Annotated in this window: 21 protein-coding genes; 13 read left to right on the top strand and 8 right to left on the bottom strand. The window is 69.7% G+C overall.

Annotated features, from left to right (window positions below; genetic code table 11):
- Positions 1-8 precede the first annotated feature (8 nt).
- Positions 9-377, top strand: coding sequence for a nitronate monooxygenase (locus QM774_RS01750; RefSeq protein WP_414974251.1), 369 nt, complete (start codon positions 9-11; stop codon positions 375-377).
- Between the two features lie 46 nt (positions 378-423).
- Here the strand turns inward: QM774_RS01750 and QM774_RS01745 are convergent, their stop codons facing one another.
- The 3 genes from QM774_RS01745 to QM774_RS01735 form a co-directional block, all read right to left on the bottom strand.
- Positions 424-894: a DinB family protein gene (locus QM774_RS01745; RefSeq protein WP_414974250.1), complete on the bottom strand. Its 471-nt coding sequence runs from the start codon at positions 892-894 to the stop codon at positions 424-426.
- Positions 895-1,124: 230 nt separating this feature from the next.
- Positions 1,125-1,649, bottom strand: coding sequence for a 5-(carboxyamino)imidazole ribonucleotide mutase (gene purE / locus QM774_RS01740; RefSeq protein WP_414976558.1), 525 nt, complete (start codon positions 1,647-1,649; stop codon positions 1,125-1,127).
- Between the two features lie 46 nt (positions 1,650-1,695).
- Positions 1,696-2,931 (bottom strand): 5-(carboxyamino)imidazole ribonucleotide synthase, encoded by a 1,236-nt coding sequence (locus tag QM774_RS01735; protein WP_414976557.1) that lies wholly within the window; start codon positions 2,929-2,931, stop codon positions 1,696-1,698.
- A gap of 165 nt (positions 2,932-3,096) precedes the next feature.
- Here QM774_RS01735 and QM774_RS01730 point away from each other — a divergent pair, with 165 nt between their 5' ends.
- The gene (locus QM774_RS01730; protein WP_414974249.1) at positions 3,097-3,675 is read left to right on the top strand and encodes a GtrA family protein; all 579 of its coding nucleotides are present in this window, start codon (positions 3,097-3,099) and stop codon (positions 3,673-3,675) included.
- Between the two features lie 26 nt (positions 3,676-3,701).
- On the opposite strand, the gene QM774_RS01725 is transcribed toward QM774_RS01730, so the two are convergent.
- The 3 genes from QM774_RS01725 to QM774_RS01715 are packed head-to-tail and all read right to left on the bottom strand — an operon-like array spanning position 3,702 to position 6,217.
- Entirely contained in the window at positions 3,702-4,988 is a 1,287-nt protein-coding gene (locus QM774_RS01725) for a sensor histidine kinase (protein ID WP_414974248.1), read from the bottom strand.
- Between the two features lie 30 nt (positions 4,989-5,018).
- Positions 5,019-5,702, bottom strand: a complete 684-nt coding sequence (locus QM774_RS01720; RefSeq protein ID WP_414974247.1) for a response regulator transcription factor — start codon at positions 5,700-5,702, stop codon at positions 5,019-5,021.
- On the bottom strand, positions 5,699-6,217 hold the full coding sequence (locus QM774_RS01715; RefSeq protein ID WP_414974246.1) for a PH domain-containing protein: 519 nt from the start codon (positions 6,215-6,217) through the stop codon (positions 5,699-5,701). The genes QM774_RS01720 and QM774_RS01715 overlap by 4 nt, the downstream gene beginning before the upstream one ends.
- 134 nt (positions 6,218-6,351) lie before the next feature.
- On the opposite strand from QM774_RS01715, the gene QM774_RS01710 reads away from it, so the two are divergent.
- On the top strand, positions 6,352-6,981 hold the full coding sequence (locus tag QM774_RS01710) for a hypothetical protein (RefSeq protein WP_414976556.1): 630 nt from the start codon (positions 6,352-6,354) through the stop codon (positions 6,979-6,981).
- Between the two features lie 11 nt (positions 6,982-6,992).
- Here QM774_RS01710 and QM774_RS01705 read toward each other — a convergent pair whose 3' ends face one another.
- Positions 6,993-7,799 (bottom strand): biotin--[acetyl-CoA-carboxylase] ligase, encoded by an 807-nt coding sequence (locus QM774_RS01705; protein ID WP_414974245.1) that lies wholly within the window; start codon positions 7,797-7,799, stop codon positions 6,993-6,995.
- Positions 7,800-7,859: 60 nt separating this feature from the next.
- On the opposite strand from QM774_RS01705, the gene QM774_RS01700 reads away from it, so the two are divergent.
- The 10 genes from QM774_RS01700 to metE all read left to right on the top strand — a co-directional run bounded on the left by QM774_RS01700 (position 7,860) and on the right by metE (position 23,790).
- Positions 7,860-9,482, top strand: a complete 1,623-nt coding sequence (locus tag QM774_RS01700) for an acyl-CoA carboxylase subunit beta (RefSeq protein ID WP_414974244.1) — start codon at positions 7,860-7,862, stop codon at positions 9,480-9,482.
- Positions 9,479-9,673: an acyl-CoA carboxylase subunit epsilon gene (locus QM774_RS01695; protein WP_414974243.1), complete on the top strand. Its 195-nt coding sequence runs from the start codon at positions 9,479-9,481 to the stop codon at positions 9,671-9,673. Before QM774_RS01700 ends, QM774_RS01695 begins: the two co-directional genes overlap by 4 nt.
- The gene (locus QM774_RS01690; RefSeq protein ID WP_414974242.1) at positions 9,673-10,326 is read left to right on the top strand and encodes a Maf family protein; all 654 of its coding nucleotides are present in this window, start codon (positions 9,673-9,675) and stop codon (positions 10,324-10,326) included. Before QM774_RS01695 ends, QM774_RS01690 begins: the two co-directional genes overlap by 1 nt.
- 82 nt (positions 10,327-10,408) lie before the next feature.
- Positions 10,409-11,299, top strand: coding sequence for a sulfurtransferase (locus tag QM774_RS01685; RefSeq protein ID WP_414974241.1), 891 nt, complete (start codon positions 10,409-10,411; stop codon positions 11,297-11,299).
- Positions 11,300-11,319: 20 nt separating this feature from the next.
- On the top strand, positions 11,320-11,745 hold the full coding sequence (locus QM774_RS01680; RefSeq protein ID WP_414974240.1) for a SufE family protein: 426 nt from the start codon (positions 11,320-11,322) through the stop codon (positions 11,743-11,745).
- A gap of 1 nt (position 11,746) precedes the next feature.
- A complete protein-coding gene (locus QM774_RS01675; RefSeq protein ID WP_414974239.1) occupies positions 11,747-13,129 on the top strand; it encodes a condensation domain-containing protein in 1,383 nt (460 codons plus the stop codon).
- Positions 13,130-13,221: 92 nt separating this feature from the next.
- Positions 13,222-15,006: an acetyl/propionyl/methylcrotonyl-CoA carboxylase subunit alpha gene (locus QM774_RS01670; protein ID WP_414974238.1), complete on the top strand. Its 1,785-nt coding sequence runs from the start codon at positions 13,222-13,224 to the stop codon at positions 15,004-15,006.
- A gap of 31 nt (positions 15,007-15,037) precedes the next feature.
- Positions 15,038-15,403 carry a hypothetical protein gene (locus tag QM774_RS01665; RefSeq protein ID WP_414976555.1) on the top strand — a complete coding sequence of 122 codons (366 nt, stop codon included), beginning with the start codon at positions 15,038-15,040 and terminating at the stop codon, positions 15,401-15,403.
- A gap of 273 nt (positions 15,404-15,676) precedes the next feature.
- Complete coding sequence (locus QM774_RS01660) at positions 15,677-21,142, top strand: carboxyl transferase domain-containing protein (protein WP_414976554.1); 5,466 nt, start codon at positions 15,677-15,679, stop codon at positions 21,140-21,142.
- Positions 21,143-21,492: 350 nt separating this feature from the next.
- Positions 21,493-23,790: a 5-methyltetrahydropteroyltriglutamate--homocysteine S-methyltransferase gene (gene metE, locus QM774_RS01655; protein ID WP_414974237.1), complete on the top strand. Its 2,298-nt coding sequence runs from the start codon at positions 21,493-21,495 to the stop codon at positions 23,788-23,790.
- Between the two features lie 102 nt (positions 23,791-23,892).
- Here metE and QM774_RS01650 read toward each other — a convergent pair whose 3' ends face one another.
- Entirely contained in the window at positions 23,893-25,362 is a 1,470-nt protein-coding gene (locus tag QM774_RS01650) for a DUF222 domain-containing protein (RefSeq protein ID WP_414974236.1), read from the bottom strand.
- Between the last annotated feature and the right edge of the window lie 16 nt (positions 25,363-25,378).

Raw genomic sequence — 25,378 nt, 5'->3', positions numbered from 1 at the left:
GAGACCCCATGCTCGATCTGACCACCCTGCCCGTCCCCGTCGTCGGCGCCCCCATGGCGGGCGGTCCGTCCCTGCGTTGTCCGGAGGCCGGCACCCGGCCCGCACACCGCGCGGCCCTCACCAACGCGGGCTTCACCCGGACCGTCACGACGCGCGCCTACTCGGGCCGCCTGGCGCGCGGCCTGATCAACGACTTCATCCGCGACTTCACCGACATCGCCCCGCCGGTCTATCCGCAGATCAACACGCTGACCGGCCCGCTGCGCAAGGCTGCCGCCGCCGATCCCCAGGTGATCAACCTGTGGGCCGGCACCGGCTTTCGTCAAGCACAGGAACGTGCAGCCGCCGAGGTCGTCGCCGCTCTGAACCCGCGGTGAACCGGTGCCGCCTGCTGTCGTGTACGGGCAGCAGGCCACACCACATTCACAGGGCGCGAGGGCAGACCAGATCGCGGCAGATCTGCAGATGACCCGTGTGCTGGGTCAGCTCACGCAACAGGTGCAGCACCGCGAATTCGGGAGTCGCATCAGCGGCTCCGGGACGAGTCGAGGCGATGGTGACGTCGCGATCGGTGATCCCCCGCGTCAGGGCGAGGTGGACGTAACGCGGCAGACGTTCGCGCATACGATCCAGAAGCACCCGGGCCTGGGCGACGGTCCCGGTCGCGGTGAACTCGGCGTCCCGGTCACGCGGAATCCCCTCACCGGCCACGAGGTTGCCACCCCAATCGGCGATCACCCCATCCAGGTGTGTCACCAGAGCGAACACCGAGTTGACGCCCGGAGCATCCGGCACCGCGTTGACGGTCGTGTCGTCACAGTCGTCCAGAACCGCGGCGATCGCGTCGAACGTCTCGGCGACGATCGTGTCGTAGGCGTCCTCGAGCTCGTTCACGCTATGACTGCGCTGCGCATCCAGCGGTCCAGCCGGTCGTTCCGTCCGTGAACAACGTGGTGACGAGCACCCTGTTCGTAGTCATACCGCGCGACCCTACCGACCGGTCAGCAGCACTGCCCGGGGATCAACGCGACTCCACGAACCGCATACCCCTCGACGAGCTCGCGGACTGCTGATTTCGTGCTCGTGGCGGACACAAAATCAACAGTCGAGGTCCGGGGCCGGTGTCACTCGCCGAGCAGGGTCTTCCGGAGCTTCTCGTCCTTCTCGGCGACCATGCTCTCCAGGCTGGCCTGGAAGGTCGCCATCTTGTCGCGGAGCGCGGGTTCAGCAGCCGCCAGAATGCGCACGGCGAGCAGTCCGGCGTTGCGGGCGCCGCCGATCGACACGGTGGCCACCGGCACACCGGCCGGCATCTGCACGATCGACAGCAGCGAATCCATGCCGTCGAGATACTTCAGCGGCACCGGGACACCGATCACCGGAAGCGGTGTGGCCGAGGCGACCATGCCCGGAAGGTGCGCGGCACCGCCGGCGCCGGCGATGATCACCTGGATCCCCCGATCGGCGGCACCCTGCGCGTAATCGATCATGCGCTGCGGCGTGCGATGCGCCGAGACCACACCGACCTCGAACGGGACACCGAACTCGGCGAGCGCCTTCGCGGCCTCCTCCATCACCGGCCAATCCGAATCGCTGCCCATGATCAGGCCGACCCGCGGCCCCTTCGGGGTTTCGACAGGCTCAACCATCGGGTCGGACTCAACCATCGGGTCGGACTCAACCATCGGGTCGGACTCAACCATCGTTTCGCTCCCTTTCGGCGGCGGTCGTATCGGTGTGCGGATCCCAGCCGTCTGACCAGACCGCGGTGCTCATCCACTGTGCCGCACGCTCCGCACGTTCGCGTACCGCTTCGACGTCCTCGCCCGGCTTGCCGACGATGTTGACATGGCCGACCTTCCGGTCCGGGCGCTCGGACTTGCCGTACAGATGGACCTTCGCGTCGGGCATGCGCGCCATCAGATGGTGCAGACGCTCGTCCATCGACATCGCGGGCGCTTCCCCGGCGCCCAGGACGTTGGCCATCACGATCACCTCGGCGCGCGCCGTCGTCTCACCCAGCGGGTAGTCGAGCACGGCGCGCAGATGCTGCTCGAACTGCGAGGTCACCGCGCCGTCCATGGTCCAGTGGCCACTGTTGTGCGGACGCATCGCCAGCTCGTTCACCATCAGCGCACCGTCGGTGGTCTCGAACAGCTCCATCGCCATATCGCCGACCACCCCGAGCTGATCGGCCAGACCGAGCGCCATCTGCTGGGCGCGCTGCGCCACCTCGTCGTCCAGATCCGGGGCCGGCGCCAGCACGACCGCGCACTGCCCGTTGCGCTGAACGGTCTCCACCACCGGCCATGCGGCGCCCTGCCCGTGCGGTGAGCGGGCGATCATCGCCGACAACTCGCGTCGCATGGCGACCTTCTGCTCGGCCATCAACACGGTGTCGGTGCCCGCGCGATCGTCGAACACCTGCAGGGCGGCGTCGGCGTCGCCGTCGATCAGCCACACGCCGCGACCGTCGTAGCCGCCGCGCACCGCCTTGAGAACGATCTGCCAGTCGTGCCGGTCACCGAAGGCCTGCAGGGCGGACCGCGCCGCCGCCGTGTCACCGGACAGATCGACGAAGTCGGGAACGGGCAGACCGAGCTCGGCCAGCCGCTGCCGCATCGACATCTTGTCCTGCGCGTACTGCAGCGCCGCCGACGGCGGACGCACCGCCACGCCCTGCGCCTCCAGCGCCTTCAGATGCTCGAGCGGCACACCCTCGTGATCGAAGGTCACCGCCACGGCACCCTGGGCGGCGCGCAGCAGATCCGCGAGCTCGTCATGCGACCCCAGCACGACATCCGCGCTCACCGCCGCCGCCGGCTCCTCGGCGGAGGCGGCCAGCACCCGCAGGCACTGGCCCAGCGCGATCGCCGACTGATGCGTCATGCGGGCGAGCTGACCACCGCCGATCATGGTGACGGTCGGCATGGTCTTCGCGGGATCGGGGCTGGCACTCACGACGTCAATCCTGGCATCCCCGGGCCCGATCCCTCCATCGCGGGCTGCAGGTTTCCGGTCACCGGCGTGGCACGCCGTACACTGGGACCTTGTGCCGCCCCAGCCCCGTGGCGGCCACGACGAGAAATGGACACGATGGCCGACCTCACCGCCGAACGAATGAAGCGCACCGTGCGCCAGTTCATCCGGTTCGCCGCAATCGGCGCCTCCGGCGTCGTGGTGAACATGGTGGTCGCGATCATCATGAACAAGATGCACGGCGGCACCGCCAACGCGCAGAGCATCGTCTGGGACATCCCGGGCACCGCGTTCAACGTCCGTTTCACCGCCCTGGTGTGGATCGTGGGCTTCCTGGTCGCCAACATGTACAACTTCCAGCTGAACCGGACGTTCACGTTCAAAACCGCCCAGCATGCGAGCTGGTGGAGCGAGTTCTGGCCGTTCCTGGTGGTGGGCAGCGTCGCGGCGGCCGTCGGCCTGGTCCTCAAGATCGCGCTGACCAATCCGACGTCGCCGATCTACCTGCCGACGCCCCCGTTCCATGAGAACGCCGGCTTCGCCTCCCGCGAATACTGGTCGCAGCTGATCGCGATCATCGTGACCATGCCCATCAACTTCCTGGTCAACAAGTTCTGGACCTTCCGCGCGGTCCGGCATCGCCCCATCGTCGAGGAGAAGGTCGACCTCGACGACACCGTCGGCGCCCAGGACTGACGCCCTGCCCGCTGCGGCCCGGCCGGTTAGCGGTGCGGTACCCGGTCCTGACGGACCGGTTCCTCATCCGACGGGTCGGCGTCACGGCCCTCGGGACGCACCGGCGCCACCACCGCGAACACCGGCGGCCGCCGCGAACTCAGATCCAGTCGCCCGCCGTCGGCCTCGATGAGGGCACGCGCCAGCGACAGTCCCAGTCCCGTGCTGGACGTGCCGGAGAAGCCGCGGCGGAAGATGTCCGGTGCCAGATCGTCGGGGACGCCCGGACCGTCATCGCTCACCGCGATACGCACCATGTCGGCCGACCCCAGATCGTCGACGGTCACCCGCGCATCACCGGCCCCGTGCTGCAGCGCGTTGTGCAGAAGCACGCTCAGGGCCTCCCGCAGCCGGCCCGGGCGTCCGGACACCGCGCGCGGATGTCCGTTGATCTGCGCGTGCAGGGTCCGCCCCTGCGCGTCGAAGGCCGGTTCGAAGTCGTCCATCAGGGTGTCGATCGTCTCCTCGACGTCGATGCCGCTGCGGGGTCCGCTCTCCTCGCGGGAGGCCGCGACCAGTTGGTCGAGCTCGGCGGACAGCCGCTCCACCTGCGCGACGCCCTCCGACGCCTCGGCGACCACATCCGGGTCGGGGTGCAGGGTCAGTTCGTCCAGGCGCAGACCGATCGCGGTGAGCCGGCTCCGCAACTGATGCGAGACGTCGCCGATGATCTGCCCTTCGCGTTCCAGGCGGTCCGCGATCTCGGCGTTCGCCTCCGACAACGCCTCCGACACCCGATCCAGCTCGTCGATCCCGTAGCGCGGCCACTCGGTGGACAGGTCACCGCGGCCCATCCGCGCCGCCCGGTCGGCGACCTGGGTCAACGGTTCGCTGAGACGTCGTGCGGTGAGCACCGCCACCAGCGCTCCGCCGCCCACCGATCCCAGGATCACCATGATCAGCACGCCGACCGCCAGCCATTGCGACGGCCGGATCTCCGACGCCGGAATCGACAGGGTCAGCGTCGAGTCCTCGCCGAGGTCCACCGACTGCGACAGGCTCTTGCCGGCCCGCGGCACCCCGATCTCCCGGCTCCCCTTCGGCGACTGCAGCGTCAGGTTGCCGTGGGCCGGCACCAGCAGCCGGAACTGGGCGAGATCCAGGTCGTCGGGGCTCCCCAGGGCGCCCGTCGCCTCCTCGTCGAGCACGTGCTCGGAGATGGTCTTGACCCGCGACGACAGGTCGCGGTTCGCCGAATCGGCGATCCACCGCCACGTGAGCACCGTCAGCGGCACACCCAGCAGCACGCTCATCGCCAGCAGCGCGGCGATCATCGTCTTCAGAATCCGGCGACGCACGGCGGCCTACGGGTCGAACCGGAAGCCGACACCGCGCACCGTCGCGATGTGCTTGGCCCGGCCCGGCTGGTCGTCGCCGATCTTGCGGCGCAGCCACGAGATGTGCATGTCGAGGGTCTTGGACGACCGCAGGTCCGTCGACCCCCACACCTCGCTCATGATGTCGTCGCGCGTGACCACCTGGCCCTGGTGTTCCATCAGGCAGCGCAGCAGATCGAACTCACGGTTCGCGAGCGTCAGTTCCTCGCCGTCGACCACCACCCGGCGGGCCCGGGCATCCAGCTGGATACCACCGCCGTCGAGGACCACGTCGTCGCCGCCCGCACTCCGGCGCAACAGGGCGCGGACCCGCGCCAGCAGCTCGGCCAGCCGGAACGGTTTGCCGACGTAGTCGTCGGCCCCGGCATCCAGCCCGACCACGAAGTCGACCTCGTCGGTCCGGGCGGTCAGCATCAGAACGGCGAGCTGCGGACGTTCCGCACGAACCCGGCGGCACACCTCCAGACCGTCCATGCCGGGCAGCCCCAGATCCAGGATCAGCAGCCCGTAGGCACCCGAGAGCGCCTCCAGCAGGGCCTCCGGCCCGGTGGCGGCGATCGTGCATTCATTGCCCTCACGATTGAGGGCGCGGGCCAGCGGTTCGGCGATCGCCGGATCGTCCTCGGCGAGCAGAACCGCGCGTCCGGTCATCGCCACGTCGCCTCCTCCTGAGCATGGTCGAGCACCTGTTCGTACAGCAGGGCGTGCACGGCCTGCACATGCGGGATCGCGTGGAAGACCAGCGGATCCTCGACGGCCGACTGGATCTCCAGCGACCCGGTGCCCAGCATGCGGTCGATCAGGCCGTGCCGGAACTCCACGGTGTTGATGCGCGAGATCGGCAGATCGATCCCCGAGCGGGTGACCACGCCGTGCCGGTAGACGACGCGGCGGTCGGTCACCACGAAGTGGGTGGTCCGCCAGACGACCATCGGGCGCACGAACCACCAGCCGAACGCCAGCAGCCAGAACACGCCGATCGTCGCCAGCCCCCAGGTGCGGACGGCGCCCGGCTCCGACGACCCGGTCAGCAGTCCACCCAGGACTCCGGCGACCGCCGACGCCAGCACGAACGCCGTCAGCGGAACCACCAGCGTCTTCCAGTGCGGATGCCGGTGCACGACGACGTGTTCGCCGGGCGCCAGGTTCTCGCGGGGGTAGGCCATGCCGCCAGGTTAGTCCGCCCGGTGTGGTGCGCAGTCGAGCCCGGGGCCGCGTCGCGCCAGTACACTGGCCTCAAGTGACCACCGCTGAGTGTTCGTCGCGTATCGACGAGGCTCCGATGACGAGGCAGGGCCAGATGACGTACCCCGACCCGAACCGCCAGAACCCGGCGACCCGCGCGTACAGCGAGCAGTACCCGGAGTACCCGCAGACGCAGTACACCGACCAGTACGGCCAGACGCAGTACAGCCAGGCCCAGTACGGTCAGCCCGACTACCCGCCCACCCAGTACGGCGCCGCGCCGGCACCGGCCAAGCCGTCCCGCGGCCCCGACGTCGACCCGGTGATGTTCACCGGCGGCGTCCTGATGACCGGCGTGGTCACCGGTCTCGCCGCCTGGCTGGTCGCCTGGATCATCCGCACCGTCGCCCAGCAGATCAACGACTCCGGCAAGCTCGGCATCTGGAATCCGTTGGGCGAGTCGGAGTTCTGGTACGCGATCGTCGGCTTCCTGGCCGCTCTGTTCGCCGGAGCCCTCTGGTACGTGCTGCAGATGATCACGCCGACGCCGAACAGCTTCTACCGCTGGGTGGTGGGCCTGCTGGTGGCGGCCGCCGCGATCATCCCGCTGGTCGCCTCGCTGAGCTCGGAGGTCTCGCAGGGCATCGCCACCGCGATCATCCACCTGACGATCGGCCTGCCGGTACTCGCTCTCATCCCGCAGATGGGCGCGCAGAGCTCCAAGCGCCGGCGCCAGCACCACTGACCGCGCCGCGGCTACGCCGGCCGCAGATGCGTGACGTCGCCGGCCGCCGCCGTCACCGGGCCGTCCGGTCCATCGACCACGATGCGGCCCTGTTCGTCGACCGCTGACGCGGTCCCGATCACTTCGACGTCACCGGGCAGGATCAGTCGCACCGGCCGGCCCAGCGTCGCGCTGGCGGACCGGTAGTCGTCGGCGAGTCCGGGCAGATCGTCCTGCCAGCGGTCCAGCAGCCGGGACAACGCCGACAGATAGGCGACCACCACCGCGGTCGCGTCGACCGGCGTCCCCGCCACCGAACGCAGGCAGGCGGCCGTCGGGATGGCCGGCTCGGCGGCGGTCAGGTCGAGATTGAGCCCGGTGCCGATCACCGCGATCCCCCCGGGACCGGTGGGCCGGAACTCCGAGAGGATGCCGGACAGCTTCTTGCCCGCATCCGGGCCGTCGGCCACCAGGATGTCGTTGGGCCATTTGAGTTCCACCGCCGCACCGGCGACCCCGGCGACGGCCTCCCGCACCGCCAGGCCGGTCAGCAACGACAGCCAGCCCAGCGACGGGGCGTCCTCCGCCCGCACCGCGACGGCCGCCGACACCGCCAGCTGACCGTCCGGGGTCTGCCACACCCGGGCGTGGCGCCCGCGTCCGGCGGTCTGCCGGCCGGCGATACGGCCGGTGCCGTCGAGATCCTCGCCCGCCCCGGCCCGTGCCACGAGGTCCGCATTGGTCGAGCCCGTCTCGGACACCACCTCGATGCGGCGCCAGCGGGTACCCGCCAGAGCGGTGCGGACGGATGCGGCGTCGGGAAGGTTCGTCTCGGTCACGCCGACGACCCTACGTGTCGGTTGACGCGTCGCGCCGAGACCTCGATAGCATGAATGGTCATGAGCACTGCTGAGCGCGGCGACGGCGCCGCCCCCGACCTGAAGACCACCGCCGGCAAACTGGCGGATCTGCGCAACCGGCTCGCCGACGCGCAGCACCCGGTCGGACCCGGCGTCGCGGACACTCTGCACGAACAGGGCCGGCTGACCGCCCGGGAGCGGGTGCAGGAACTGCTCGACGAGGGCTCGTTCACCGAGGTGGATGCGCTCGCCAAGCACCGCAGCAACGAGTTCTCGATGCCCGGCAACAAGCCTTACGGCGACGGCGTGGTGGTCGGGTACGGCACCGTCGACGGCCGTGAGGTGTGCGTCTACAGCCAGGACGCCTCGGTCTACGACGGCGCGCTCGGCGAGGTCCACGGCGAGAAGATCCTCAAGACGATGGATCTGGCGGTCAAGACCGGACGCCCGCTCATCGGCATCGTCGACGGCTCCGGCGTCCGCGTCGAAGAGGGTGTGGTGGCGCTCGGCCTGGCCGGCGACATCTTCCAGCGCGCCGTCCGCGCGTCCGGCGTGATCCCGCAGATCTCCCTGGTGGTCGGCCCGACGACCGGTGCCGCCGCTTACGCCACCGCCCTGAGCGACTTCACCGTGATGGTGTCCGGCCCGGCCCAGCTGTACGTGATGGCGCCCGAGGTCATCACGACCGTCACCGGCGACGACGTCACCGCCGAGGAACTGGGTGGTGCACACGCCCAGGTGACCCGGTCCGGTGTCGCCCACCACATCGCCGACGACGAGAAGTCGGCGATCGGCTACATCAAGGAACTGCTGGGCTTTCTGCCGAGCAACAACCGCGCCGAGGCGCCGCGCGAGCCGGCCGCCCCGCGTGAGGGTTCCATCGAGGACGCGGTCACCGACACCGACCGCGAACTCGACGGCCTGGTCCCCGACTCCACGCACGAGCCGTACGACGTGCACGGCGTGATCGATCGTCTGCTCGACGACGAGTTCTTCGAGGTGCAGGCCGATCGGGCCGCGAACATCGTGATCGGCTTCGGCCGCATCGACGGCCGCAGCGTCGGGATCGTGGCCAACCAGCCGACCGTGGTCGCCGGCTGCCTGGACATCGACGCCGCCGAGAAGGCCGCCCGCTTCGTCCGCACCTGCGACGCCTTCAACATCCCGATCGTCACGCTGGTCGACGTGCCGGGGTTCCTGCCGGACACCGCCCAGGAGCACGGCGGGCTGCTGCGCCGCGGCGCCAAGCTCCTCTACGCGTACGGCGAGGCCACCGTCGGCAAGGTCACCGTGGTGATCGGCAAGGCGTTCGGTCCCGCCTACGACATCATGGGCTCCAAACATCTGGGTGCCGACGTCAACCTGGCCTGGCCGACCGCTCAGATCGCGGTCACCGATCCGGCCGCGGCCGCGAACGTCGTGTACCGCGGCAAGCTGGCCAAGGCCGCCGAGGAGGGCGAGGACGTGGATGCGCTCACCCTGCAGCTGCGGCAGCAGTACGAGGACGCGCTGGTCACCCCGTACGTGGCGGCCGAGCGCGGCTACATCGACGCGGTGATCCCGCCGAGTCACACCCGCGGTCAGGTCGCCAACGCGCTCGGCCTGCTCGAGCGCAAGTTCGTGCAGACCCCGCCCCGCAAGCACGGGAACATTCCGCTGTGAGCGCGCCGGAGCCCTTCGTCACGGTCGTCAAGGGAGACCCGACCGACGTCGAGACGGCGGCCATCATTCAGGTCTTCACCGCTGCCAAGGCCGCCCACACCGACACCGCGCCGCGCGATCTGTGGGGGCGGGCGACCGACCTGCACCGGCAGTCCTGGGGTCTGCCTACCGGCTACAACAACCGCGGTTGATGACCCGGGTCGTCCTGGGCTCCGCGTCGCCGGCACGCCGGCGCATCCTGACCGCCGCCGGTGTGGCACCGCTCGTCCTGGTCTCCGACGTCGACGAGGACGCACTGCTGGACCGCTTGACCGGAGCCGCGCCCGAGGACGTCGTGGTGACGCTGGCGCAGGCGAAGGCCGACGCCGTCCTCTCCCGGCTCCTGAGCGATCCGCAGTGGCGGGAGACCGCCGCCGACGCCCTCGTGCTCACCTGCGATTCGATGCTGCTGTTCGACGGGGCCCTCGCCGGCAAGCCGCACACCGCCGATGTCGCGATCGAGCGCTGGAAGCGGATGCGCGGCCGCAGCGGACATCTCCTCACCGGCCACACCGTCACCCGGCTCAGCGACGGCGCGGTCACCGGTGCCGCCACCGGCACGGTGTCCACCGAGATCCGTTTCTCCGACGTGTCCGACGCCGTGATCGAGGCGTACGCCGCCTCCGGAGAACCCCTCGAAGTGGCGGGCGCGTTCACCCTCGACGGTCTGGGCGGATGGCTGCTGGACGGCATCGACGGCGACCCGTCGTCGGTGATCGGCATCAGCCTGCCGCTGGTCCGTCGCCTCGCCGATCAGGTCGGCGTCTCGGTGACCGACCTGTGGCACGGCGGCGGAGCCGCCTGAGTCGACGGTCACGGGCCCTGCGGCCGTATGCTGTATCCGGTGGCCCGCATCCGGCGGCGTCGCGCCTGAGAACGGAGCAATTGTGGCAGTCGATGTCGATCCGAATCCGGCGTTCGCGTCGTACGCGCACCCGGAGCGCCTGGTCAGCAACGAATGGCTGTCCGCCCACCTCGGCGCGCCGGGTCTGAAGATCATCGAGTCCGACGAGGACGTGCTGCTGTACGACATCGGCCACATCCCGACCGCGCAGAAGATCGACTGGCATCTGCACCTGAACGACCCGGTGACCCGCGACTACATCGACGGCGAGCAGTTCGCCGAACTGATGCGCAGCAAGGGCATCGAACGCGACGACACCATCGTCGTCTACGGCGACAAGAACAACTGGTGGGCCGCCTACGCGATGTGGGTGTTCACCCTGTTCGGCCACCCCGATGTGCGTCTCCTCGACGGCGGCCGCACCGCCTGGATGGACGAGCAGCGCGAGACCTCGTTCGAGGTCCCCGACTATCCGCGCAGCGACTACCCGGTGGTCGAGCGCGACGACTCCACCATCCGCGCCTTCGCCGACGAGGTGCTGTCCGCTCTCGGCACCGAGCCGCTCGTCGACGTCCGGTCGCCCGAGGAGTACACCGGCGCACGCACCCACATGCCGGACTATCCGGAGGAGGGTGCCCTGCGCGGCGGCCACATCCCCACCGCGGTGTCCATTCCGTGGGCCAAGGCGGCCGCCCCCGACTCGCGTTTCCGCACCCGTGCAGAGCTCGACGAGATCTACTCGGGTCTGGACCCGCACACACCGACCATCGCGTACTGCCGGATCGGCGAGCGTTCGAGCCACACCTGGTTCGTCCTCACCTATCTGCTGGGCTTCGACGCCGTCCGCAACTACGACGGTTCGTGGACCGAGTGGGGCAACAAGGTGCGGGCACCCATCGCGGTCGGCGACGCGCCCGGCACCGTCGGCGCCTGACGCCGGGGAGTCAACAGCCCATGACTCTGACCCCGGCCCTGACCGAGATCGTCGACGACTTCGCCGCACTCGGCGACTCCGATCGCACCACCCTGCTGCTGGAGTTCGCCGACGAACTGCCCGACCTGCCCGAGCATCTGCAGACGGCGGCGATGGAACCGGTTCCCGAATGCCAGTCGCCGATCTTCCTGTCGGTGGACGCATCCGACCCGCAGCACGTGAAGCTCTACTTCAGTGCGCCCCGGGAGGCACCGACCACTCGCGGATTCGCGTCGATCCTGCATCAGGGACTCGACGGTGCGACCGCCGCCGAGATCGCGGCGGTGCCCGGCGACTTCGCGCACAGCCTGAACCTGGACTCGGTGGTGAGCCCGCTGCGGCTGCGCGGCATGGCCGGGATGCTCGCCCGGATCAAGCGTCAGGTCGCAGAGCAGACCGCCGCCTGAGATGGAGTTCGTCCAGATCCTCGACGCGCCGATCCGGCCCGGCGGCCTGGTGGAGTGGACCCCGTCGACGCCCGGCGGCTTCGGCGACTGGCACCGCGATCCCCGCGCCACCTCGCACAATCACGAGCATCATCTGCGGTCCGCACACGAGTACCGGGAGCGCACCAATCAGGCCGGCGGCCGGGAGGCCTGGCTGGGCGTGTCCGTCGAATTCGACGAGCCGTTCTCCGTGCCGGCCGTCCGCGCCATGCTGACCGCGTACATCAACCGGCACGAGGTGCTGCGCACCCACGTCGCCCTGTCGGGGTCCACGACCACCCGGTACACCGCCGATCCGGGCACCGTGCGCGTCACCATGCGGCGGATCGGCTGGTACACCGAGACCGATCTGCTGACCGAACAGATCGCCGGATCCCTGGACCGGGCGACCGCGCCGCTGCTGTGGCCGGCGTACCGTTTCGCCACGGTCTCCCGGCCGGGCGGCTTCACCCTGCTCTTCGCAGCCGACCATTCCCTGGTCGACGGCTATTCACTGGCGAACGCCCCGCACGAGTTCCGTGAGCTGTATCAGGCGGCGCGGGACCGCACCGCCGGACGTCTGCCGCGGACCGGCAGCTACATCGACTTCTCCGGGACCGAACGGGTCGCCGCCGATGAGGCCGGCGACGACCATCCCGCGGTCGCCGTCTGGCGCGGATTCCTGGACGGCGACACCGCCCTGCCCCGTTTCGAGGCGCTCCCGGAGCGTGATCGCCCCGAGACCCGGATTCCGCAGCGCTCCCACAACGATCTGCTGCTCGACGCCGACCGCACCGCCGCCTTCGAACGCGCCTGCGCCGGACACGGCGGTGCGACGGTGGTCGGCGGGCTTCTCGCGGCGGCCGCGATCGTCTACCGGGCGCAGACCGGCGCCGACCGGTTCGCCACCCTCATGCCCCGGCACACCCGCACCTCCGAACGCTTCCAGACCGCGCTCGGCTGGTTCGTCGGCCTGGCGCCGGTGGCCGTCGACGTCGCCGACGATCCCGGCTTCCCGGTCGCACTCGACCGCGCGATGGACTCCCTGGACTCGGCGCGGGCCGGGGCGTCCCTTCCCCTGCTGCGGCTCGCCGAGATCCTCGGCTTCGATCCGGCACCCCGATTCGTCGTGTCCTACATGGATCTGCGCCGCGTCCCCGGGAACGCCGCGTCGGCTGCTGCCGGGGATCTGGCGCTGCGCAGTCACGCCTACTCCGACGACGAGGTCTACGTCTGGGTCAACCGGACCGACGTGGGTCTTCTGCTGCACACGCGGTTCCCGGCCGACGACGCGGACGGTGCCGCCCTCGCGGCGTTCCTCACCGACTTCGCGGACCTACTCGCGAGTATCGCCGCCGGAGAGTAGACACCTTGAGGGGTGATCAGCCCCGCGTCGAATAGACTCGACGCCGTTGACCACGACGACGCCCGTCCCGCGGGCCACAGCCAGGAGTGTCAGTGCCGAAGCCGAAGATCGCCCAGAAGACCATCCAGAAGGTCCTCGTCGCCAACCGCGGTGAGATCGCTGTACGGGTCATCCGGGCCGCCCGGGACGCGGGCATCGCCAGCGTCGCCGTCTACGCCGAGCCCGACGCCGACGCCCTGTTCGTCGAACTCGCCGACGAGGCCTTCGCGCTGGGCGGTCAGACGTCCGCCGAGTCGTACCTGGTGTTCGACAAGATCCTCGATGCCGCTGCCCGGGCCGGCGCCGACGCCATCCACCCCGGCTACGGCTTCCTGTCCGAGAACGCCGACTTCGCCCAGGCCGTCCTGGACGCCGGGCTCACCTGGATCGGCCCCTCCCCGCAGTCCATCCGCGACCTCGGCGACAAGGTGACCGCGCGCCACATCGCCGAGAAGGCGAAGGCGCCGATGGCCGCCGGCACCCAGGATCCGGTGAAGGATGCCGACGAGGTGGTCGCGTTCGCCGAGCAGTACGGCGTCCCCGTCGCCATCAAGGCGGCGTTCGGCGGCGGCGGACGCGGCATGAAGGTGGCCCAGTCCATCGACGAGATCCCCGAACTCTTCGAATCCGCCACCCGTGAGGCCACCGCCGCCTTCGGGCGCGGCGAATGCTTCGTCGAGCAGTACCTGGACAAGGCCCGCCACGTGGAGGCCCAGGTGATCGCCGACCAGCACGGCAACGTCGTGGTCGCCGGCACCCGCGACTGTTCACTGCAGCGCCGCTTCCAGAAGCTGGTCGAGGAGGCGCCCGCGCCGTTCCTGACCGATGAGCAGCGTGCCCGCATCCACGCCTCCGCGAAGGCCATCTGCCGGGAGGCGAACTACTACGGCGCCGGCACCGTCGAATACCTGGTGCAGGGCGACACCGTGTCGTTCCTGGAGGTGAACACCCGCCTCCAGGTGGAGCATCCGGTCACCGAGGAGACCTCCGGCATCGATCTGGTGCGCCAGCAGTTCCGCATCGCCGAAGGCAAGGAACTCGAGTTCACCGACGATCCCGCTCCGCGCGGCCACTCGATCGAGTTCCGCATCAACGGCGAGGACGCCGGCCGCAACTTCCTGCCCGCCCCCGGCCCGGTCTCGGTGTACCGGGAGCCTGCCGGTCCCGGCGTGCGCGTCGACTCCGGTGTCCGTCAGGGCGACGTCATCGGCGGCCAGTTCGACTCGATGCTCGCCAAGCTGATCGTGACCGGCGAGGACCGGACGCAGGCGATCGAGCGGGCCCGTCGTGCTCTCGCCGAGTACAAGGTCGAGGGCCTGGCCACCGTCATTCCGTTCCATCGCGCCGTGCTCGACGATCCCGCGTTCGTCGGCGACGGCTCCTCCTTCGAGGTCTACACCAAGTGGATCGAGGACGACTGGGCGGGCACCGTCGCACCGTTCGAAGGTTCCGGTGACGGCGCAGACGACACCCTCCCTCGCCAGAACGTGGTCGTCGAGGTCGACGGCCGCCGTGTCGAGGTGTCGCTGCCCGGTGAGCTGAACCTGGCCGGCGGAACCGGTCCGGTGGTCCGCCGCAAGCCGGCCTCCCGCACCCGCAAGAAGGCCGCCGGCGCGGCCGCCTCGGGTGACGCCGTCGCCGCACCCATGCAGGGCACCGTCGTCAAGGTCGCCGTCGCCGACGGCGACACCGTGGCGGCCGGCGACCTGGTGGTGGTGCTGGAGGCCATGAAGATGGAGAACCCGGTCACCGCCCACAAGGACGGCACCGTCACCGGCCTGTCCGTCGAAGCCGGTGCCGCCGTCACCCAGGGCACCGTTCTCCTCGAGATCAAGTAGCCCGGGCGTGCCGCCGGCCGAGAGCCGCCGTCTGGAACCCGTCGAGGTGAACGCCGGCGCCTGGTATCTGCGCGGCCTGCGCGCCGACGATCGGCTGTCCGACGTCGCCGCGCTGACCGATCTGGGTGCCGCCGACCCCGCAGGGTATGTGGCCGGCACCGAGGACGGCTGGCGGGCCGGCGATCGTTGTGTGTGGGCCGTCTGCGAACCGACCACCGGGGAACTCCTGGCCGTCGTCGGTGTCCGCGCGCCCGCCGGCTCCGCAAGCCGGATGACCGGCCGCGCCCGGTCCGGCGGCACCGAGGCACTCGCTGCGGCCGTCGGACCGGTACGCCGTTTCGCCCGCGAAGCCCTGGACTGGGACGTCGACGACCGTCTCGACGACCGCTGGCCCTAGACGCCGGCCTCGACGCCGGCCACCCGAAACCGGACTTTTCGGCCGGCTCCGGACAGTTGTCTGAGTCACTTCGCGAAGGTTACGGGAGAGTAGGCGTTTCGGGTCGCGGCGGACATCCCTAGGATGGAGAGGATGTCCCGGATCCGGTACCCGCCGGATCCGGCCCCGTGCCGCCGTGTGCATCGACCGTTCAGCCCGGACGGTGGACCCGGCACGAAGCTTGAGACCGCCGCCGCGGCACCGACGCCGCGGCACGACGCAGAGAGGGCGTACGTGTTCCGCCGTATCGCGATTGTCAACCGGGGTGAGGCCGCCATGCGCCTCATCAACGCCGTTCGAGATCTGAACGCGGAGACCGGCGACTCGGTGCAGACCATCGCTCTGCACACCGACGTGGACCGCAACGCCACCTTCGTCCGCGAAGCCGACATCACCTACGACCTCGGCCCCGCCGCCGAGCGCCCGTACCTCAACTACGACCTCCTCGAGAAGGCCCTCACCGAGACCGGCGCCGACGCGGCGTGGGTCGGCTGGGGCTTCGTCGCCGAGGACCCTGTGTTCGCCGAGGTGTGCGAGAAGATCGGCGTCACCTTCATCGGCCCGTCCCCCGAGGCCATGCGCCAGCTGGGCGACAAGATCGGCGCCAAGCTGATCGCCGAAGAGGTCGGCGTCCCCGTCGCACCGTGGAGCGGCGGCGAAGTCGAGACCCAGGAGCAGGCCGTCGCGGCCGCCGAGAAGATCGGCTACCCGCTGATGCTCAAGGCCACCGCCGGCGGCGGTGGACGCGGTATCCGACGCGTCGACAACGAAGCCGATCTGGTGGACGCCTATCAGCGCACCCGCGACGAGGCCGAGCGCGCCTTCGGCAGCGGCATCGTCTTCCTCGAACGCCTGGTGACCGGTGCCCGCCACGTCGAGGTCCAGGTGATCTCCGACGGCGAGACCGCATGGGCCCTGGGTGTGCGCGACTGCTCGGTGCAGCGCCGCAACCAGAAGGTCATCGAGGAGTCCGCCTCCCCCGTGCTCTCCCCCGAGCAGGTCGCCGAGGTCAAGGCCGCCGCCGAGCGACTGGCCGTCAAGGTCGGCTATCAGGGCGCGGCGACCGTCGAGTTCCTGTACCACCCGGGCGAGAAGCTGTTCGCCTTCCTCGAGGTCAACACCCGGCTGCAGGTGGAGCACCCGATCACCGAGGCCACCACCGACACCGACCTGGTGCGCGCCCAGATCCATGTCGCGGGTGGCGGCAAGCTGGAGGGCGAGCGTCCCGCCGAACGCGGCCACGCCGTCGAGGCCCGCCTCAACGCCGAGGATCCCGATCGGGACTTCGCGCCGTCGCCCGGCCACATCGCCCGCCTCGAACTGCCGACCGGCCCGGGTATCCGTGTCGACACCGGCGTCAGCGAGGGCGACACGATCCCCGCCGACTTCGACTCGATGATCGCCAAGATCATCGCCTACGGCAGCACCCGCGAAGAGGCGCTCGGCCGGCTGCGCCGCGCCATGTCCCGGACCAGCGTGGTCATCGAGGGCGGCGCCACCAACAGCAGCTTCATCATCGATCTGCTCAACCAGCCCGAGGTGATCGACGGCAGCGCCGACACCGGCTGGATCGACCGCGTCCGTGAAGAAGGCCGTCTGGTCTCCACGAAGAACTCCTCCATCGCGCTGGCCGCCGCCGCCATCGACGCCTATCTGGAAGAGGAGGAGGCCGAGCTCAATCACCTCCTGTCCACCGCCCGCGGCGGACGCCCTCAGGTGCGTCACGAGAGCGGCCGGCCGATCGACTTCAAGCTGCGCGGTGTGTCGTACCGGGTGCGGGTCGCCCGGATCGGCGCCCACACCTTCCGCGTCGTCATCGAGGCCGGCGACGCCTCGCAGACCGCCGACGTCGAACTCGAGCGCTACGACCAGTACGCCGGTCGTCTCACCGTCAACGGTGAGCGTTACCGCCTGCTGACCGACACCCACGGCCCCACCCACCTCGTCGAGGTCGACGGCATCACGCACCGCGTCAGCCGCGACGAGGGCGGCGTCGTGCGCTCCCCCGCACCCGCCCTGGTGATCGCCACTCCGCTGGAGGTCGGCGCCGAGGTGGAGGCCGGCGACCCGGTGCTGGTCCTGGAGAGCATGAAGATGGAGACGGTGCTGCGCGCACCGTTCAAGGCCCGACTCAAGGAGTGCGTCGTCAGCGTCGGCGCCCAGGTCGAGACCGGTGCGCCGCTGCTGCGCCTCGAGCCGCTGGCCGACGACGCCGACGAGGCGGCCGGCGACGATGCCGCCGATGCCGTGCTCGATCTGCCCGAGTCCACCGAGGAACTGACCGTCCACGATCAGGCCGAACGGTACCGCGACGAGCTGCGCAGCCGGATCCTCGGTTTCGACGTCGACCCCGACGACGAGCGCGATCTGCTGTCCGAGTACTCCGATGCCCGTCAGGCCGAGGAGGACGCCGGTGACCGTCCGATCGCCGAGGAGGTCGAGCTGATCGACGTCTTCACCGATCTGGCCGAGCTCGCTCGCCGCCGGCCCGGCGACGACGACGACGTCGATGAGCGCGTGCACAGCGCCCGCGAATACCTGCACACCTACCTGCAGAGCCTGGACGTCGAGGCCGCCGCCCTGCCCGAGCAGTTCCGCAACAAGCTGTCCGCGGCCCTCGCGGACTACGGGGTGACCGACCTCGAACGCACCGACGAGCTCGAATCGGCGGTGTTCCGGATCTTCCTGGCACTGCAGCGTCTGGACACCACCGCCTCGGCCGTCTCGCTGCTGCTGCGCCGCTGGCTCAAGGAGCCGACCCCCGACCCGGAGATCCGCGATCGGGTGGGCCACAGCCTGGAACGTCTCGTCACCGCCTCCCAGGCCCGCTTCCCCGCGGTCGCCGATCTGGGCCGCGGCGTGCTGTACCACTGGTTCGGTCTGCCCGAGCTGCAGGCGAGCCGCGAAAAGCTGTACGACCAGGTGAACGCTCACCTGGAGTACCTGGACGCCCACCCGGACGCCGAGGACAGCGCCGACCGCATCCAGCAGATGGTGCGCGGCACCGAGCCGCTGGTGCGCGTCCTCAGCCAGCGCCTGACCGACGACTCGCTCGACAACACCGTGATGCTGGAGGTCCTGACCCGCCGCTACTACGGCAACAAGGGTCTGGAGCACATCACCGTGCACCGCGCCGGCGGCTGCACGTTCGTCACCGCCACCCGCGGCCACTCGCGGGTCGTGTCGGTGGCCACCAGCTTCGACAAGCTCGACACCGCGCTGGTCGGGCTGGCAGAACTGGCCGACGGTTCGGGATCGATCGACGCCGACCTGTACCTCCGCTGGGACGAACAGCCCGAGGATCTCGACGAGATGGCCGAGAAGCTGCACGAGGTGGTGAGCGGCCGCGCGCTGCCCGCCCAGGTCCACCGCGTCACCTTCACCGTCGCCGGCGCCGGCAACGACGCCATCCACCACCACGTCACCTTCCGCCCGTCCTCGACGGGTCTGGAGGAGGATCGCCTGATCCGCGGCCTGCACCCGTTCATCGCGCAGCGCATGCAGTTCGAGCGGCTCCGCAAGTTCGACGTCCAGCGACTGCCGTCGTCCGACGACGAAGAGGTGTACCTGTACCGCGCCGTCGCCAAGGCCAATCCGGCCGACGACCGCCTCATCGCGTTCGCTCAGGTCCGCGACCTGACCGCGGTGATGGAGAAGGACGGCCGTCTGCTGTCGCTGCCGACCGCCGAGCGCACCCTCGAGGCGTGCGTCGACTCGATCCGCCGCGTTCACGCCCGTCGCCCGCGCAACAAGCGTCTCGACACCAACCGCATCGTCATGTACATCTGGCCGACGCTGGACGTCACCGACAAGCAGCTGGCGAGCGTCGTGGGCCACACCCTCGGCACCGCGCTCACCGAGGGCGCCGGTCTCGAGCAGATCCTGCTCATCGCCCGCCAGCGGGATCAGAAGAGCGGCGAGCTCCGCAAGGTGGCCGTCAAGATCACCTTCGACGCCGCCGGCCGGTCGCAGATCAGCGTCGGCGAGCCCAGCGACACCCCGCTGGAGCCGGTCGACGAGTACCGCCAGAAGGTGCTGCGCGCCAGCAGCCGCGGCAACGTGTACCCGTACGAGCTGGTGGACCTGCTCGGCGAGTTCACCGAATACGACCTGAACGCGAAGAACGAGCTCGTCGCCGTCGAGCGTCCGAAGGGTGAGAACACCGCGGCCGTCGTGATCGGCGTCGTGACCACCACGACCGACAAGTATCCGGAGGGTGTCACCCGCGTGGTGATGCTCGGTGACCCGACCAAGTCTTTGGGTGCGCTCACCGAACCGGAGTGCCGCCGCTACATCGCCGCGCTCGATCTGGCCGAGAAGATGGGTGTGCCGGTCGAGTGGTACGCACTGTCGTCCGGTGCCGCCGTCGAGATGGATTCGGGCACCGAGAACCTCGACTGGGTGGCCGCCGCGCTGCGCCGCATCGTCGAGTTCACCCAGGACGGCCACGAGATCAACATCGTCGTCACCGGCATCAACGTCGGCGGCCAGGCGTACTGGAACGCCGAGGCCACCATGCTGATGCACACCAAGGGCATTCTGGTGATGACGCCGGATTCGGCGATGGTGCTGACCGGCAAGCAGGCTCTGGACTTCTCCGGCGGCGTGTCCGCCGAGGACAACTACGGCATCGGCGGCTACGACCGGGTCATGGGACCCAACGGTCAGGCCCAGTACTGGGCGCCGGATCTGCCGGCGGCCCGCGACATCCTGATGAACCACTACGAGCACTCGTATGTGGTGCCCGGCGAGGCGGGTCCGCGCACCGGCGAGACGAAGGATCCGTCCGACCGCGACATCTCGAGCTTCCCGCACAACGTGGAGGGCAGCGATTTCGCGACGGTCGGCGAGATCTTCTCGGCCGAGAAGAACCCGGACCGCAAGAAGCCGTTCGACATCCGTTCGGTGATGCGCGCCGTCTCCGACCAGGACCATCCGGTGCTGGAGCGGTGGGCAGGCATGGCCGACGCCGAGACGGCCGTGGTGCAGGACGTCCATATGGGCGGTCACCCGGTGTGCCTGATCGGCATCGAATCGCAGCCGGTCCCGCGTCACGGTTTCGTTCCGGCCGACGGACCGGACACGTTCAGCGCCGGCACCCTGTTCCCGCTGTCGTCGAAGAAGGCGGCCCGGGCCATCAATGCGGCCAGCGGCAACCGCCCGGTGGTGGTGCTGGCGAACCTGTCCGGCTTCGACGGCTCCCCCGAGTCCATGCGCAAGCTGCAGCTCGAGTACGGCGCCGAGATCGGCCGGGCCATCGTCAACTTCGACGGTCCGATCGTGTTCTGCGTGATCTCCCGCTACCACGGCGGCGCGTTCGTGGTCTTCTCGAAGACCCTGAACGAGAACATGACGATCCTGGCACTGGAGGGCTCGTACGCCTCGGTGCTCGGTGGCGCACCGGCCGCCGCGGTGGTCTTCGCCAGCGAGGTCCGCATGCGTACCGCCGCCGACGATCGCGTCCAGGAGCTGCAGTCGCGGCTGACGCAGGCGACCGGCACCGACCGCGCCTCGCTGAGCGCCGAACTCGACGAGGTCCGCGACTCGGTCCGGCAGGAGAAGCTCTCCGAGCTGGCCGCCGAGTTCGACGCCGTCCACGACATCGAGCGCGCCGTCCGCGTCGGCTCGGTGGATGCGGTGATCGCCCCGTCGCAGTTGCGTCCGAGCATCATCAAGGTCATCGCCGACACCAAGGACTGATCGGCGGGTTTCTCCGCCGCGGCGCGGAGAGGCCGCTGACCTGGCCGGAATTAAATTCACGACGCGGGGCCGTTGTGACTGGGGTCCGGGGTCTGCTCTAGACTCGACCCCAGCGATCGGTTCGCCGGACGCGCGTCACCAAGGAGCCCCTTGACCGCGATCGGCGTCGTTCCGCCCACCGTTTCGGCGGATCGGGGCTGCCCGTCGCAGCCGGATGCACCCGCATCCGGTCAAGCACCGTCTCGTGGGACGGATGATGTCGTGAGCGCATTCTCATTTCGGGGCTCCGCATCTCCTCTCCCCTGCGCGGCGGTGAACAACACCATGTAAAGCAGGAGAAAACACCAGCGATGAGTTTCACCACCACGGTGCCGGGCACCGCGCGCATCGGCGCGAACCGGGAACTGAAGAAGGCCGTCGAGGGCTACTGGGCCGGCACCGTCAGCGCCGATGAGCTCAAGTCCGTCGCCGCCGATCTGCGCAGCAAGAGCTGGGCCGAGCTGAAGGCCGCCGGCTTCGATTCGATTCCGGTCAACACCTTCTCGTACTACGACCAGGTGCTCGACACCGCCGCCATGCTGGGTGCGCTCCCGCCCCGCGTCGCCGGCATCAGCGACCCGCTGGACCGTTACTTCGCCGCTGCCCGCGGTGGCGACGGTGTGACCCCGCTCGAAATGACCAAGTGGTTCGACTGCAACTACCACTACCTGGTCCCGGAGATCGCCCCGGACACCACCTTCTCGCTCAACACCGACAAGATCCTCGGCGAGCTCGCCGAGGCCACCGAGCAGGGCGTTCCGGCCCGCCCCGTCGTCATCGGCCCGATCACCTTCCTCGGTCTGTCGAAGGGCGTGCCGGCCGATCTGGCCGCCGTCGACCTGACCGATCCGCTCAAGGAGGGCCAGGCGCCGGACCCGCTGACCCGCATCGACGAGCTGCTACCGCTGTACACCGAGCTCCTCGGCACTCTCGCCGACCAGGGCGTCGAGTGGGTGCAGATCGATGAGCCGATCCTGGTGACCGACGCACACGACGGCCTGCCGGAGCTGGCCGAGCGCGTCTACACCGCCCTGTCGGGTGCCGAAAAGCGCCCCAAGATCCTGGTGCAGACCTACTTCGGCGACGCCCGCGACGGTCTGGCCGCACTGGCCCGCACCGGCATCGAGGGTGTCGGCGCCGACCTGGTGTACGGCACCGTCGATTCGGTGGCCGCCGCGAACCTGGGCGACAAGCTGCTGGTCGCCGGCGTGGTCGACGGCCGCAACGTGTGGCGCACCGACCTGGATGCCGCCCTGGAGACCCTGACCGGTCTGCAGGACAAGGCCGGCTCGATCGCCGTGTCCACGTCGTGCTCCACCCTGCACGTGCCGTACAGCCTGGAGCCGGAGACCGAGCTGGACGACGTCCTGCGCGGCTGGCTGGCGTTCGCCTCGGAGAAGTTCGTCGAGGTCGCCGCCCTGTCCGGTGCGCTCACGAACGGCCGCGACTCGCAGGCGCAGGCCTTCGACGCCGCCAAGGCCGCTCTGGCCACCCGGGAGACCGATCCCCGCGTGAAGGTCGACGCCGTCCGGACGCGTCTCGCCGCGCTGAGCGACGACGACGCCACCCGCACCGATTCGGCCGAGCGCCGCACCAAGCAGCAGGCCGCCCTGAACCTGCCGGAGCTGCCGACCACCACGATCGGTTCGTTCCCGCAGACCGGCGACATCCGCAAGGCCCGCCAGGAACTGAAGAACGGCACCATCGACGCCGACACCTACCGTCAGCGCATGGAGGCCGAGATCAAGGCCGTCATCGACCTGCAGGAGCAGCTCGGTCTGGACGTTCTGGTGCACGGCGAGCCCGAGCGCAACGACATGGTCCAGTACTTCTCGGAGCAGATGGACGGCTTCTTCTCGACGCAGAACGGCTGGGTCCAGTCGTACGGTTCGCGCTGTGTGCGCCCGCCGCTGCTGTACGGCGACGTCGCCCGCCCGAACCCGATGACGGTCGGCTGGATCACGCACGCCCAGTCGCTGACCAGCAAGCCGGTCAAGGGCATGCTGACCGGTCCGGTCACCATCCTGGCCTGGTCGTTCGTCCGCGACGACCAGCCGCTGAAGGACACCTCCGACCAGATCGCCCTGGCGATCCGCGACGAGACCGTCGATCTGGAGCGTGCCGGCGTCGGCATCATCCAGGTGGACGAGCCGGCGCTGCGCGAGCTGCTTCCGCTCAAGAAGGCCGATCGTGACGACTACCTGAAGTGGGCCGTGAACTCGTTCCGCCTGTCCACCGCCGGTGTCACCGACGAGACGCAGATCCACACCCACCTCTGCTACTCGGAGTTCGGCGACGTGATCGGTGCGATCGCGGATCTGGACGCCGACGTCACCTCGATCGAGGCGGCCCGCTCGCACATGGAGGTCCTCGACGACCTGAACGCGATCGGCTTCCGCAACGAGGTCGGCCCGGGTGTCTACGACATCCACTCGCCGCGCGTCCCGGGTGCCGACGAGATGACCACGCTGCTGCGTGAGGCTCTCGAGGCCGTTCCGGCCGAGCGTCTGTGGGTGAACCCGGACTGCGGTCTGAAGACCCGCACCACCGAGCAGGTCACCGCGGCTCTCGCCGCGATGGTCGAGGCGGCCAAGGCCGTTCGCGCCTGATGTTCTGATCGGCGATCAGCCGAGCGATCGGCCCTGGACTCTCCCCGAGTCCGGGGCCGTTTCGCGTTCGAGCGCACGCCGATCAACGGCGACACCGCAGGTTCAGGCGGTGTGGCCGAGGCGGGCTTGGTCGTCGTTCGGCGGTGCGTGCGCGTCGTTGTCGGCGTGGGGCACCAGATGGTGGGTCGGGTTGAGTTTCCAGGGCTTGCCTGGACGGTTGACTCGCCAGAGCATGCGTCCGGCGTCGCGGCCTCGGCGTTCGATCGCGGTCTCCCATTGACCCTTCTGGTCGCCGACGGCCCGATTGTGGCGTGCGCACACTGCGCCGAGTTCGTCGATGTCGGTGCGGCCGCCTTTGGCCCAGTCGGTGTTGTGGTGGGCCTGCGTGCGGGAGAACGGTGCATCGCAGGCCGGGTGCGTGCAGCCCCGGTCGCGGCCGAAGAGCGCCAGTCGCTGCGCCTTGTTCGCCAGCCGCTTCCCGCGTCCGAGGTAGAGGATCTCGTGCGTGTGGTGCCGGAACACTTCCAGGTGCGGGGTGGTGCCGGCGGCCAGCTCGATGAGGTCGCTGATCGGGACCAGGGTGCCGGTCCCGGTGAGTCCGATCCCGGCATGGGTGGCGAGTTCGGCATCGCTGATGGTGATGACCAGGTGCCCGGCCAGGCTTGCGGTGGTGGTGTCGGCGGCCAGTCCTGCGTCCAGGAATGCGGCGAGGGCGTCGTGATTGCGTTGATCGGAACCGCGGAGGTCCCGTTCTCGCGCTGCGGCCAACTTCTCGGGATCGATGGTCGATGCGTGGATCGAACCGCGCGGCGAGTCCGGATCGTCGGGCACGTTCATTCCCGGCGCGGCCCACCCGTCGAGCATCAGCTCGAGTCTGGCGCGCAGGGCGGGTGTGAGGTCGCCGACGAGCCGGGACATCAGCTGGCGGTCCTGCCCGCCGAGGGTCAGGCTGCGGCGTCGTGCCCGGTCTTTGTCGTCGGACAGTGAACCGTCGGGGTCGAGGTGGGCGAGGATCCGGTTCGCCGCCTGCGCGAGTGTGTTCGGCGGGAGTGTCGCGGCGAACTCGACGAGGTCGGCCTCGACCTGCTGCCGCACGTCGGCGTCGAATCGTCCGGGCAGGCGTTGCATCGTCTCGGTGATCACGGTGAGGTGGCCGTGCCCGATCGTCCCGGCGGCCAGAGCCGTCGCGGTGGCGGGCAGTCTCGGGTCGAGGCGCTCGCCGGTCACCGAGGACAGGTTCGACAGGTGATAGGCGTGCGACTCGCGCCGCTTGGCTTCGCCCGGACCCAGCCGCTGACCCATCGCGAAATAGGTTCTGGCGCTCAGGTACCCGGATACGCGATCCACACCCCGGTCGGAGACCTCCGTGAACTGTGCAGCCGAAACATAATCCAGGCGGCGCCGCACCCGCTCGGTGGCTTCGACGATCCGATCCACCTCCTCCACCGTGCACGAGGCCATCCGGCCGGAGGTGGCGGCCATCTTCTCGGCTACCGCATCCATGAGCTCAGCGAGCTCCACCGGCGAGTCGGGCAAGGCCGTGCCGGCGACGTCGACGATGGTCGTCGTCATCCCGATCACCCCCTGT

The organism is Gordonia sp. (in: high G+C Gram-positive bacteria), from assembly GCF_047600565.1.
Lineage (GTDB): Bacteria > Actinomycetota > Actinomycetes > Mycobacteriales > Mycobacteriaceae > Gordonia.
This window is presented reverse-complemented; position numbering and strand designations above follow the sequence as displayed.